This window comes from Streptomyces sp. NPDC002032 (genome assembly GCF_042890765.1).
GTDB lineage: Bacteria > Actinomycetota > Actinomycetes > Streptomycetales > Streptomycetaceae > Streptomyces.
The window spans coordinates 763602-776059 of sequence record NZ_JBIASM010000001.1; the positions used below are offsets into that span (position 1 = coordinate 763602).

Annotated in this window: 8 protein-coding genes and 1 pseudogene; 4 read left to right on the top strand and 5 right to left on the bottom strand. The window is 71.3% G+C overall.

Annotation, left to right across the window (positions count from 1 at the left end; translation table 11 throughout):
• Positions 1 to 53: 53 nt before the first annotated feature.
• Positions 54 to 1157 (bottom strand): multiple monosaccharide ABC transporter substrate-binding protein, encoded by a 1104-nt coding sequence (gene chvE, locus ACFYYT_RS03050; protein WP_388606822.1) that lies wholly within the window; start codon positions 1155 to 1157, stop codon positions 54 to 56.
• Between the two features lie 546 nt (positions 1158 to 1703).
• Entirely contained in the window at positions 1704 to 2876 is a 1173-nt protein-coding gene (gene xylA / locus ACFYYT_RS03055) for a xylose isomerase (RefSeq protein ID WP_351817164.1), read from the bottom strand.
• A gap of 91 nt (positions 2877 to 2967) precedes the next feature.
• Here xylA and xylB point away from each other — a divergent pair, with 91 nt between their 5' ends.
• The 3 genes and pseudogenes from xylB to ACFYYT_RS03070 all read left to right on the top strand — a co-directional run.
• Positions 2968 to 4398 (top strand): xylulokinase, encoded by a 1431-nt coding sequence (xylB, locus tag ACFYYT_RS03060; RefSeq protein ID WP_351817167.1) that lies wholly within the window; start codon positions 2968 to 2970, stop codon positions 4396 to 4398.
• A gap of 13 nt (positions 4399 to 4411) precedes the next feature.
• Positions 4412 to 5644, top strand: a complete 1233-nt coding sequence (locus ACFYYT_RS03065) for an ROK family transcriptional regulator (RefSeq protein WP_351817169.1) — start codon at positions 4412 to 4414, stop codon at positions 5642 to 5644.
• Between the two features lie 73 nt (positions 5645 to 5717).
• Positions 5718 to 6438 (top strand): annotated as a pseudogene (locus ACFYYT_RS03070) (transposase); the annotation flags it as partial.
• A gap of 56 nt (positions 6439 to 6494) precedes the next feature.
• On the opposite strand, the gene ACFYYT_RS03075 reads toward ACFYYT_RS03070, so the two are convergent.
• Positions 6495 to 7019 (bottom strand): hypothetical protein, encoded by a 525-nt coding sequence (locus tag ACFYYT_RS03075; protein ID WP_351817299.1) that lies wholly within the window; start codon positions 7017 to 7019, stop codon positions 6495 to 6497.
• A 112-nt stretch (positions 7020 to 7131) separates the two neighbouring features.
• On the opposite strand from ACFYYT_RS03075, the gene ACFYYT_RS03080 reads away from it, so the two are divergent.
• The gene (locus ACFYYT_RS03080; protein ID WP_351817172.1) at positions 7132 to 9474 is read left to right on the top strand and encodes a collagenase; all 2343 of its coding nucleotides are present in this window, start codon (positions 7132 to 7134) and stop codon (positions 9472 to 9474) included.
• Between the two features lie 518 nt (positions 9475 to 9992).
• Here ACFYYT_RS03080 and ACFYYT_RS03085 read toward each other — a convergent pair.
• Both ACFYYT_RS03085 and ACFYYT_RS03090 read right to left on the bottom strand, forming a co-directional pair.
• Positions 9993 to 11435 (bottom strand): GH1 family beta-glucosidase, encoded by a 1443-nt coding sequence (locus ACFYYT_RS03085; RefSeq protein WP_351817175.1) that lies wholly within the window; start codon positions 11433 to 11435, stop codon positions 9993 to 9995.
• A 124-nt stretch (positions 11436 to 11559) separates the two neighbouring features.
• Positions 11560 to 12456 carry a carbohydrate ABC transporter permease gene (locus ACFYYT_RS03090; RefSeq protein WP_351817178.1) on the bottom strand — a complete coding sequence of 299 codons (897 nt, stop codon included), beginning with the start codon at positions 12454 to 12456 and terminating at the stop codon, positions 11560 to 11562.
• Positions 12457 to 12458 lie beyond the last annotated feature (2 nt).

Below are 12458 nucleotides of genomic sequence, written 5' to 3' on the forward strand. Positions count from 1 at the left end.
GGCGCCGCACCGCCGGTTGGGCGTCGACGGGCCCGTCGGTCGGGCCCCGTGGGCTACTTGAGCTGGTCCGCGGTGTACTGGCCGCTGTCCACCAGGACCTTCTGGTAGTTCTCCTTGTCGACGCTGACCGGCTGGAGCAGCTGCGCCGGGACGGTCTTGACGCCGTTGTCGTACTGACTGGTGTCGTTGACCTCGGGCTTGCCGCCGGTCAACAGCGCGTCGCCCATCTGGACCGCGGCCCTGGCCAGTTGGCGGGTGTCCTTGTAGACGGTCTGGGTCTGCTCGCCCGCGATGATCGACTTCACCGAGGCCAGCTCTCCGTCCTGGCCCGTGACGACGGGCAGCGGCTGGCCGGCGCCGTAGCCGACGCCCTTGAGCGAGGAGATGATGCCGATCGAGATGCCGTCGTACGGAGAGAGCACGGCGTCGACGCGGGCGGCGGTGTACGACTTGCTCAGCAGGTTGTCCATCCGGGACTGGGCCAGACCGCCGTCCCAGCGCAGTGTGGCGACCTGGTTGAAGGAGGTCTGGCCGCTCTGTACGACCAGCTTCTTGTTGTCGACGTACGGCTTGAGGGCGCTCATCGCACCGTTGAAGAAGAAGGCGGCGTTGTTGTCGTCCGGTGAGCCGGCGAACAGCTCGACGTTGAAGGGGCCCTTGCCCTCCTTGAGGCCGAGCTTGTCGACGATGTAACTGCCCTGGAGGACACCGACCTTGTAGTTGTCGAAGGTCGCGTAGTAGTCGACGTTCTTCGTGCCGCGGATCAGCCGGTCGTAGGAGATGACGGGGATGTGGGCGTCGGCGGCCTTCTGCAGCACGTTGGTGAGCGAGGAGCCGTCGATGGCGGCGATCACCAGCAGCTTGGCCCCCTTGGTGATCATGTTCTCCACCTGGGAGACCTGGTTCTCCACGACGTTGTCGCCGTACTGGAGGTCGGTCTTGTAACCCTTGGCCTGGAACTCCTTGACCATGTTGTTGCCGTCGTTGATCCAGCGCTCCGACGACTTGGTCGGCATCGCTATGCCGATGAGGCCCCCTTTGGCCTCCGAACCGGCCCCCGCGGCGCCGGCGTCGCCCGCTCCGTTGGCGCTCTGGCCGCAGGCTGCCAGAGACAGTGTGAGACCCACGGTGACAAGGCCCGCTGAAAGCTTCCGCACAGTTCCTCCAGTGATGTTCCGCGACCGGCACGGTGCGACCCTGCTGGGAGAACCGGAAGCGGTCGAGCGGGGCCGGCCGGGGTCGTTTTCTCGCGCTGCGCGAAGTCGGGGTTGCAGCGGCTCCGGCCTGGCGATACCTGAGTGTTAACGCTCACAAGTGCGCCGTCAAGGGTCTGTTCGGATCACTCTGGAGGCGACGGCGCTGCCGGGATCGGCGCCTCGGCGGTGCGCCTGCGCACCGGGTGCCCGCACCGGGCGCCATCGCCACGCAGATACCGAGCGGCGTCTCAAGCGGCCCGGAGTCGTCGGCCCGTGTGCGGGGCGGATCCGCGTACTGCGGCGGCCGCCGCCGAGGCTGCTTGCTCCTCGATCGCGGGCCGATCATTTCGGCGCTCCGCGGGTGGTGGATTGTTACCGCTAACATCACGTCTTGTCGAGGAAAGTCCCTCGACTCGCACGACTCCGCAGCGGGCCATGCCCGTGGCCGCCGTGCGGCAGGACCGGTGCCCGGGGAGTGCCAGGGCCCCGGTCCGCCGGTACGCCGGGTCAGCGGGCGCCGAGGAGGTGTTCCAGAGCGAGCTGGTCGAGTTGTTCGAAGGCCATGCCGCGCTGGGCGGCGGCGTCGACGTCGAAGTCGTCGAAGGCAGAGCGGTCGGCCAGGAGGCCGGCCAGGCCGTCCTCGGCGGTGGGGAGGGCGAGTTCGGGCAGCCGGGAGGCGGCGAGCGCGGCCCGGACCTCCGGATCGGCCCGGAAGGCGCGGGAACGCTGCGCCAGAAGCAGGTAGTTGCGCATGCAGGCGGCCGCCGAGGCCCAGACGCCGGCGGAGTCCTCCGTGCGCGGCGGCTTGAAGTCGAAGTGACGGGGACCGTCGTAACCGGCCGACTCCAGCAGGTCGACCAGCCAGAAGGCCTGGCGCAGGTCGCCCGCGCCGAAGCGCAGGTCCTGGTCGTACTTGATGCCCGTCTGGCCGTTGAGGTCGATGTGGAAGAGCTTGCCGTGCCACAGGGCCTGGGCGATGCCGTGCGGGAAGTTCAGCCCGGCCATCTGCTCGTGGCCGACCTCCGGGTTGAGGCCGACCCGCTCGGGCCGCTCCAACTCGTTGATGAACGCCAGGGCGTGGCCGATGGTGGGCAGGAGGATGTCACCGCGCGGCTCGTTCGGCTTGGGCTCGATCGCGAAGCGCAGGTCGTAGCCCTGGCCGTCGACGTACTCGCCGAGCAGGTCGAAGGCCTCCTTCAGCCGGTCGAGGGCGGTGCGGACGTCCTTGGCCGCGCCCGACTCGGCGCCCTCGCGGCCGCCCCAGGCGACGTAGACCGAGGCGCCGAGTTCCACGGCCAGGTCGATGTTGCGGATCGTCTTGCGCAGCGCGTACCGGCGCACGTCCCGGTCGTTGGCGGTGAAAGCGCCATCCTTGAACACCGGGTGGGTGAAGAGGTTGGTGGTGGCCATCGGCACCTTCAGCCCGGCCGTGTCGAGTGCGGTCCGGAAGCGCTTGACCGCCTGCTCGCGGGCAGCGTCGCCGGCGGCGAAGGGGATCAGGTCGTCGTCGTGGAACGTGACGCCGTAGGCGCCGAGCTCGGCCAGCCGCTCCACGGTCTCGACCGGGTCGAGGGCGTGTCGGGTGGCGTCGCCGAAGGGGTCCCGCCCCTGCCAGCCGACGGTCCACAGGCCGAAGGTGAACCTGTGCGCGGGGGAGGGGGTGAGCGGGTCGCTGGTCATGGGCGCTCCGGATCGGGCCGAGGTCTATTTGTAAGGGCGAAAAACAAATTAGTATGCCGAGACGCCAGAAGGAACCCCACCGGAGGAACGCATGTCCGCACAGCATGTCGTGATCGGTGTCGACAGCTCCACCCAGTCCACCAAGGCCCTCGCCGTCGACCTGGCGACCGGCGCCGTCCTGGGCGAGGGCCGCGCGGCGCACACCGTCAGCTCGGGTGCCGGACGCGAGAGCGACCCGGAACAGTGGTGGCGTGCGTTCGGCGAGGCCACGGCCCTCACCGGCTGGGCGGATCGCGCCGCCGCCTGCTCGATCGCCGGCCAGCAGCACGGCCTGGTCACCCTCGATGTGGCCGGCCGGCCGGTGCGCCCGGCGCTGCTGTGGAACGACGTACGCTCCGCCCCCCAGGCGGGCGAACTCACGGCCGCCTTCGGCGCGGCAGAGCTCGCCCGCCGCACCGGCAGCGTCCCGACGGCCGCCTTCACGGCCGCCAAGTGGGCCTGGCTGCGCACCAACGAGCCCGCCGCCGCCGACCGCGTCGCGGCCGTCCGGCTTCCCCACGACTTCCTGACCGAGCGGCTGACCGGTGAGGCGGTCACGGACCGCGGTGACGCCTCGGGAACCGGCTGGTGGGGCCCGGACGGCTACGACCAGGACGTCCTCGCCCGGATCGGACTCGACCCGGAGCTGCTGCCGCAGGTCCTTCCCCCGGGCGCCCGGGCGGGCCTCGTCCGGTCCGGGATGCCGCTGCGCGAGGGCGCGCTGGTGGCCACCGGGACCGGGGACAACATGGCCGCCGCCCTCGGGCTGGGCCTGACCCCCGGACGTCCGGTGCTGAGCCTCGGCACCTCCGGCACCGTCTACGCCGTCGGCCGGACCCGGCCCGCCGACCCCGGCGGAACCGTCGCCGGCTTCGCCGACGCCCTCGGCGGCTGGCTGCCGCTCGCCTGCACGCTCAACTGCACCCTCGCCGTCGACCGCTTCGCCGCCCTCGTCGGCCGCGACCGCGAGGACGTCGAAGGAGGCGGCACGGTGGTGGTGCTTCCCTACCTCGACGGCGAGCGCACCCCGGACCTCCCGGGCGCTTCCGGCCTGGTCCACGGCTTGCGCCACGACACCACGCCGGGACAGCTGCTCCAGGCCGCCTACGACGGCGCCGTCCACGCCCTGCTCGCGGCCCTGGACGACGTACTGCGCGCCGGAGGCGAGAACCCGGCCCCCGACGAACCGCTGCTGCTGATCGGCGGCGGAGCCCGCGGCGCGGCCTGGCAGCGGACCGTCCTGCGGCTGTCCGGCCGAGCCGTTCAGGTGCCCGCGGCCCGGGAACTCGTCGCGCTCGGAGCCGCCGCCCAAGCCGCCGCGCTGCTCACCGGTGAGCCCGCCGATGCCGTCGCCCGGCGCTGGCGGACCGCCGAGGGCCGGGTCCTGGAGCCCGTACCCCGTGACGACGACACGCTCGAACGGATCACCAGTACGCTGCGGCGGGCGCGGGCCTTGCAGGAGGCGCCACAGGAAGGGCGATAGGAGGGCCAGGGTGATGACGGTGATCGGCAGGGCGGGCGGGGGTGTGGAGAGCGTGCCCGCCTCGCAGCAGGGGATGCGCCGCAAGAACCTCGCGGCGGTGACCGGCGCGGTCGCCGCGCACGGCCCGCTCTCCCGGGCGGACATCGCCGGACACACCGGGCTGACCAGGCCGGCCGTCTCCTCCCTGGTCGACGAGCTCATCGGCCGCGCCGCGCTGACCGAGATCGAGACCGCGCCCAGCGGGCGCGTCGGCCGCCCAGGGCGGGCACTGGCCCTGAACGACCGCGGTCCCGCGGGCCTCGGCCTGGAGATCGGCGTCACCCATCTCGCCGCGTGCGTCGTGGACCTGCGCGGTGAACCCAGGGTGTGGCGCCGGGTGGAGCGGGCGAACGCCGGCCGGCCGGCCGGGCGGGTACTGGCGGAAGCCGCCGCGCTGGGCGCGGACGCGGAGTCCGAAGCCGCCGCCCTCGGCCTGCGCGTCGAGGGCCGCGTCCTCGCCGTGCCAGGGGTGGTGGCGAACGCCCCGGGCGGACTGGTGGCGAACGCCCCCAACCTCGGCTGGCAGGCCGTCCGCCCCGCCGATCACTGGCCCGAACCGGGCACCGTGCCCGAGCCGGAGAACGAGGCAAACCTCGGTGCGCTCGCCGAGCAGCGGCGGCGGGGGCACCCCGCCGACACCTTCGTCCACGTATCCGCCGAGGCCGGCATCGGCGCCGCACTCGTCATCGGCGGGCAGCTGTTCCGGGGCGCCCGCGGTTTCGCGGGCGAACTCGGCCACCTGCCCGTCCACCCGGAGGGCGCACCCTGTCCCTGCGGGGCACGCGGCTGCCTGGAGCAGTACGCGGGTGAGGCGGCGGTCCTGCGCGAGGCCGGGCTGGGAGGCGCCGGTGACCCGGTGGCCCTGCTGGCCGAGCGGGCGGCGGCGGGGGACGCGGCGACCCTGCGCGCCCTGGACCGCGCGGGCCGGGCCCTGGGCCTCGCCCTCGCCTCGGCGGTGAACCTGATCGACCCGGACGGCCTCGTGCTGGGCGGCGCCTACGCCGAACTCGCCGACTGGCTCCTCCCGTCGGTACGCGCCGAACTCGCCGCCCGGGTCACCGTCCGGCCCTGGGACCCGGAGGCGGTCCGCCCCTCCGCCCTGGGGCGCCGCGGACCGGTACTGGGTGCGGCATGGTCGACGGTCCAGCAGATCATCGCCGACCCCGGCCGCCTGCCCGTCCGGCCCGGCCCGAAGGGCGGGGCGTAGGCGGCGTATTCAGTCGTGATCAATCTGCGGGATTCGTCTGCGCGGCGGGTCGGGGTCCGGCAGATGTTCTTGCGTGACGCGAGTGCAACGGACTGATGCAGAGTGGGAGTTCATCGGTCCGTACCTGCCGATCGGCGAGTACGGGCCGTATCCCGACCGGCTGAGGCAGCAGTTCGAGGGCGTGATCCGGCGGTTCAGGACGGGCGGGCAGTGGCGGGAGATGCCGCAGGAGTTCGGTGCCTGGTCGACCGTCCACAACCGTTTCCGGCAATGGCGTGACGCTCGTGTCTTCGAGGCCTTGCTGGAGGGCCTGATCACGGAGGCTGCGAAACGGGGCGAGGTGGACCTGTCCCTGGTCAGCATCGACTCCACCACTGCCCGTGCCCACCACGACGCCGCCGGGATGCACCTGGGCCAAGACGTCGTCACCGCTCTGGAGAAAGCCGCCGCCGAGGAGAAGAGCGGGTCAAGGGAGGGGCAGCCGCGACGAACAAACCGGGCAGGACACCGAAGTCGATCCCGAGCGAGAACAGCAACGGCGCATCCAGCGCCGACGCAAACTCCGGCTGAGGGCCACGCTCCTCGGGCGGTCCAGGGATGGGTTGACCAGCAAGGTCCACCTTGCCGCCGACCGCAAGGGCCGCCCGCTGGCGTTCGTCTTGACCGCAGGCCAGGCTGCGGACAGCCCGCAGTTCGTCCCCGTGCTGGGGCGGATACGAGTCCGCGGGTCTGTCGGCCGCCCCCGCACCCGGCCGGACGCGGTCGCCGGGGACAAGGCCTACCCCCCGTCGGGGCAACCGACCACGTGATGATCACGACTCGATTGCAGATCGGCGCGCGGGGAAACTGGTCATCCGTCGTAGGTGCGATGGCACCGCCAGGTCAGCCCCGAGCCTTCCGTTCCGGGCGCTGGCGCGAGCACAGGCTGGCCGCGCACGAGTAGATGCCGGGCGACCACACCGAGTTCGGAGGACACGATGCTCTGGTGCACGGCGTGCAGGATTCTCGACCGGTCATCCCCAGCTCCGGGAGAGGAGGCTCCGGTCGCATCGGCCCAGGAGAACCGAGTCGCTGCGGCGTCACCTTGGCCTTCCACCGTGATGCCGGAATCGTCGGCGTCCAGCCTCTGAACGGGCAGGGTCCCGATGCCGGTCAGGTACGGCTCCCGGCGCGCGAGCACCGCCGTTCTGGCGGCCGTACGCGAGCCACAGCACCACTGCTCCGTTGCCGTCCGGGCGTTCTCTTCGTCGGCCGGAAAGCCGGGATCGGAACGGTGCGGCGGAAAGACCTGCTTCCTTCGGTAGGTACACCATGCGCCCACCTCGTGGACGGCGAGCGTGGCGATGGCGCCGCGACGGCCGATGAATCTGGCCAAAAGACTTCCTACGGGGTGCGACATGTGAAATTTTACATGTCACATGCCAACTCGCATGCCACCCGCCCGTGTCCCCAGCACGTGGCCACAACGGCCCCGGAGGCCCCCGCAGATGCATCCCTTCCGGATATCCAAGGCCAACGCGCGCAGACTTCCTGCGCTCGGCGCGGCCGTCTTCATCACGCTCGGCCTGTTCACTCCGCAGAGCCAGGCCGCCTCCCTGCGCACCACGTCTCCGGTCGCCGCGAACGCACGGGGCGCCGCCTCCGCGCCGCGATCGATCCCGGTCCCCAAGTCGCCCGACGCGATGAACAAGAACTCGCGCTTCCGGATCTCCTCGCAGGACAGCGCCCAGGAGTCCGCTCCGGCGCCCGCGCCTACCGTCAAGCCGGTCAAGGTCAACAAGACCGAAAAGCAGTCCTCGTCCTCGTCCTCGTCCGCCGCCGCGGCCGAGTGCGGCGACCTCTCCGGGGTGATCAACTCCACCGGCAGCGCGCTGGTCCAGCAGCTCAAGGTCCTCCCCCGGATCGACTGCACCTACCCGCTGTTCAACCTCACCGGGGACAACGCGCGCAAGGCCTTCGGCGAAGCCCAGATGGTGACCGTCGCCAACGCCCTGCGCGACGCCTCGACCGGCTACACGGGGGACAACAGCGCCTCGGTCGGCCAGCTGGTGCTGTTCCTGCGCGCCGGCTACTACGTGCAGGAGAACCACTCGGACGTCGTCGGCGGCTACGGCCCGGCGCTGGACGGCGCCGCGCGCGGCGCGCTGGACGCCTTCCTCGCCTCCCCGCGCAGCAAGGACGTCACCGACGCGAACGGTGAGATCTTCAACGAGGTCGTCACGCTGATCGACAGCAGCCACACGGCCGGCCGGTACGCCGCCGTCATCAAGTGGATGCTCGGCACCTACGACGGCACCTGGCCCGGCCAGATGAGCCTCGCGATGGAACACGCCGAGTGGGTGGTCCAGAACGGCTTCAAGGCCAAGAACGACGGCCGCGGCTGGCGCGCCGCCCTCAAGGCCGACCCCGCCATCCTCGACACCTGGGCGGGCTTCATCACGCGCAACAGCGCTCAGCTGAACCGCCTGGACGTCGTCAGCAACGTCGGCCGCTACCTCGGCTTCGCCCTGGACGTCCCCGAACTCAAGGACCGGGTCCGGCCGCTGCTGAAGGACCTGATCAACCGCTACCCCAACGTCGGCCCCACAGCGCCGATCACGATGAACCTGGGCTGGTACACCCGCCAGTACGACAAGAACAACTGCGCCGCCTACGCCATCTGCGACCTGGGCGAGCGCGTGCTCCCGGTGGTCCTGCCGATCCAGCGCACCTGTACCCCGGGCCTGAAGATCCGCGCCCAGGACATGTCGCCCGGGCAGCTGGACAGCACCTGTACGAGCCTGGTCAACGAGGACGCCTACTTCCACCGGGTCATCGGTGACAAGGGCGCGATCCCCGGTGACGTGAACACCAACCTCGAGGTCGTCGTCTTCGACGACTACAGCCAGTACTCGCTGTACGCCTGGGCCATCTACAACATCGACGTCGACAACGGCGGCATGTACGAAGAGGGCAACCCGGCCGCCCCCGGCAACCAGGCCCGCTTCATCGCCCACGAGGCCGACTGGCTGCGCCCGTCCTTCCAGATCTGGAACCTCAACCACGAGTACACCCACTACCTCGACGGCCGTTACAACATGGCCGGCGACTTCGACGCCGGCATCACCACGCCGACCATCTGGTGGGTGGAGGGCATCGCGGAGAACATCTCCTTCGGCTACCGCAAGGAGCGCAACGACGCCGCGATCGCCGAGGCCGCCAAGAAGACCTACAAGCTCAGCGACCTGTTCGACACCGTCTACAACCAGGACGCCGACCCCGACGTCAACTCGAACCGGATCTACCGCTGGGGCTTCCTCGCCGTCCGCTACATGCTCCAGGCGCACCCCGCCGACGTCGAGACCGTGCTCGGCAAGTACCGCGTCGGCGACTGGAACGGTGCCCGCACCTTCCTGAAGCAGACCATCGGCACCAGCTACGACGCCGGCTTCGACACCTGGCTGACCACCACCTGCGCGACCAGCGACTGCGGCCCCCTGCCGGAGGCTTCGTCGACGCCGCTCTGCACCATCAGCGACCCCCGTCAGTTCGACAAGAACTGCCGCCGGGACAACCTCTCGGCCGCCGCGGGCAACTACAGCTACCACTTCGTGTACCTGCCGGCCGGCCTCAAGCAGCTGACCATCACGAGCACCGGCGGCACCGGCAACGCCGACCTGTACTACGGGGGCGCCAACTGGGCCACCACCGCCAATTACCTGGCGAAGTCCACCAACGCCGGCAACGGCGAGACCCTGACGATCGACAACCCGCCGGCCGGCTGGGTGTACTTCAGCCTCGCCGGTGCGCAGGACTTCAGCGGTGTGAGCCTCTCCACCCAGTCCAAGTGAGCCGGTCCCCCACCGGGGGCCCGGGCGTGACCACATGACGGCGGTCCTCGCCATCCCCCGCGGATGGCGAGGACCGCCGTTCGTCCGCCTCGCCCGGCCGGCCGACTCGGTGCGCCGCCGGTGCGCTGTCGGCGCCGCCTGGCTTGATCATGCCCGTTGATCGGTACCGCCAAGGGGACACCATGACCGCACGGTCGAAGACCAACCGCAGAGCGCTGCTCACCGGAGCCGTGGCCGGACTCGCCACCGGCGCCGCCGTGATGACGACCGGCGGGACCGCCGCCGCGGGCTTAACCGGCGCCACTTTGACGACAGGCCCTGGAGCCCGTTCGTCGGATCACCCCGCGGCCCGCGCGGGCCGAGCTGCGGTCGGCGGGCAAGGGGTACGCGGATGCGAGCCATGATGTGCCGCGGGCTTCGGCGAGTGGGGTTGCGCGGACCCCCGGAAGCTCGCCAGCTGAGCACTCCACGCCGTCCCCGGCCGTCCCGGGCCGTCCCGCCCCGGGCGGAGCACCGGGCTATCCGTCGCCCGGAGCGCGCAGCTCTCCCGACCGGGCCACGCGGGCGTACCAGCGCGCGCTCGACTTGGGCGTGCGCTCCAGGGTCTCGTAGTCGACGTGGATGGCGCCGAACCGTTTGGCGTAGCCGTACGCCCACTCGAAGTTGTCGAGCAGCGACCACAGGAAGTAGCCGCGCACGTCCGCCCCGTCCGTGATCGCCCGGTGGACCGCCTCGAGGTGTGCGTGGACGTACGCGGCCCGTTCCGGGTCGTGGACCGTGCCGTCCGGGCCGATCTCGTCCTCGTACGCCGCTCCGTTCTCGCTGATGACGAGCGGCAGGCCCGGGTAGCGGGCGGCGGTCCGGGTCAGCAGGTCGTACAGGGCGCTCGGGTCGACCGGCCAGCCCATCGCCGTCCGGTCGCCCGGCGCGCGGTGGAAGGCGACCTCGTCCGCGGCCGGCCACGGGGAGTGCGCGCTGTGGCCGTGCCCGTCGTCCTGCGGCCGCTCCGCGCCCTTCGCGACGTGGGAAACCACCGTCGGCGTGTAGTAGTTGACGGCCAGCAGGTCCAGCGGCTGGTGGATCGCGGTGGTGTCGGCGTCCTGGACGAAGGCCCAGTCGGTCAGGTGCGCGGTGTCGGCGAGGAGGTCCTGGGGGTAGGCCCCCTCCAGCATCGGGCCCAGCCAGATCCGGTTGCCCACGGCGTCGATGCGGCGGGCCGCCTCCCGGTCCGCCTCCGAGGGGCTCAGCGGGCGGACCTCGTGGAGGTTGAGGGAGACCGCGAGCCGAGCGTCCGCAGGCAGCGTGGACCGCAGCGTCCGGACGGCGAGGCCGTGGCCGAGGTTGAGGTGGTGGGCCGCGCGCAGGGCGGCCACCGGGTTCGTCCGCCCCGGGGCGTGCACACCGGATCCGTAGCCGAGAAAGGCGCTGCACCAGGGCTCGTTGAGGGTGATCCAGTGCTTCACCCGGTCGCCGAGGGCGTCCGCCACGAGCCCCGCGTACTCGGCGAACCGCTCGGCCGTCGCGCGCTCGGGCCAGCCGCCCGCATCCTCCAACTCCTGCGGCAGGTCCCAGTGGTAGAGGGTGAGGGCGGGTTCGATGCCGGCGGCGAGCAGCTCGTCGACGAGCCGACGGTAGAAGTCCAGGCCCTTCTGGACGGCGGGGCCCCGGCCGGTCGGCTGCACACGTGACCACGAGACGGAGAACCGGTAGGCCCCCAGGCCGAGTTCGGACATCAGGCGGACGTCCTCGGGATAGCGGTGGTAGTGGTCCACCGCCACGTCGCCGGTGTGGCCCTCGAAGACCTTGCCGGGCGTGTGCGAGAAGGTGTCCCAGATCGACGGCGTGCGGCCGTCCTCACGGGCGGCGCCCTCGATCTGGTACGCGGCGGTGGCCGTGCCCCAGAGAAAGCCGGGCGGGAAGGTGCGGGTGGTGGTGAGTGGCCGGGTCTCGGACGCGGTCATAGGAGAGCGCTCCCAACGCAGGTTCGGATGAAGTCGTGCCAGATGGAGCCCGCACCGGAAGGACACGGCGGCGGAAGGTGGCGCGGACGGACCGGCCTGGCCGGCCGGTCCTCGGCGAACGGCGTCAGTTCTTGACGGCGCCGGCCGTGATGCCGCCCACGATGTGCTTGCCGAGTACGGCGAACACCAGGAGCAGCGGCAGCGTGGATATGAGCGCGCCGGTCAGTACGACGGCCTGATTGACCGTGTGATTGCCCGCGCCGAGGCCGGCCAGGGCGACCTGGAGCGTGGGGTTGCCGTCGGGGGTCAGTGCGATGAAGGGCCAGAAGAAGTCGTTCCAGGCCTGGACGAAGACGAGCATCCCGAGGACCGCCATCGCGGGACGCGCCACGGGGAACACCACGTGCCAGATGATGCGCAGGCTGTGCGCCCCGTCCATCCGGGCCGCCTCCACGAGTTCCACCGGGAGGGCCTCGATGAGGTACTGGCGCATGAAGAACACGCCGAACGCCGCGACCAGTGAGGGCAGGACGACCGACTGGAGCTGGTCGACCCATCCGAGGTCGGTGATGATCTGGTAGAGCGGGATCACGCTGAGCTGCGGCGGGATCGTCATGGTGGCCACCACGAGGGTGAGCAGCGCGCCGCGGCCCTTGAAGGGCAGTTTGGCGAAGGCGAAGCCGGCCAAGGTGGAGAACAGGACGGTGGACAGGGCCACGAGTCCGGCCACGATCGTCGTGTTGACCAGCGCCTCGCCCATGTCGACCTGGTTCCAGGCGAAGGCCAGGTTGTCGAGGAGCCGGGGGCCGGGCAGGAGCGGGGCCGGGGCCTCGACCACGCGTTCGCCCGAGTGGGAGGCGGCGACGAGGTTCCAGTACAGCGGGAAGAGGGAGACGACGGCGGCCAGGCCGAGCAGGACGTAGGTCAGCGGCCCCGCGTGGTGCTGACGGCCGGCCGACGGACCGAAACGCCTGGTGCGGGATGCCGCGACGGGGCGCGTCGGGTCGAGTGTGCGGGCCATCG

What these genes read in the sequence shown, in the direction of transcription:
- ACFYYT_RS03065 (WP_351817169.1), top strand. Translation starts at nt 4,412, where the DNA reads ATGACGGTGATCGGCAGGGCGGGCGGGGGTGTGGAGAGCGTGCCCGCC.
- ACFYYT_RS03080 (WP_351817172.1), top strand. Translation starts at nt 7,132, where the DNA reads ATGCATCCCTTCCGGATATCCAAGGCCAACGCGCGCAGACTTCCTGCG.
- xylB (WP_351817167.1), top strand. Translation starts at nt 2,968, where the DNA reads ATGTCCGCACAGCATGTCGTGATCGGTGTCGACAGCTCCACCCAGTCC.
- ACFYYT_RS03090 (WP_351817178.1), bottom strand. Translation starts at nt 12,456, where the DNA reads ATGGCCCGCACACTCGACCCGACGCGCCCCGTCGCGGCATCCCGCACC.
- ACFYYT_RS03085 (WP_351817175.1), bottom strand. Translation starts at nt 11,435, where the DNA reads ATGACCGCGTCCGAGACCCGGCCACTCACCACCACCCGCACCTTCCCG.
- xylA (WP_351817164.1), bottom strand. Translation starts at nt 2,876, where the DNA reads ATGACCAGCGACCCGCTCACCCCCTCCCCCGCGCACAGGTTCACCTTC.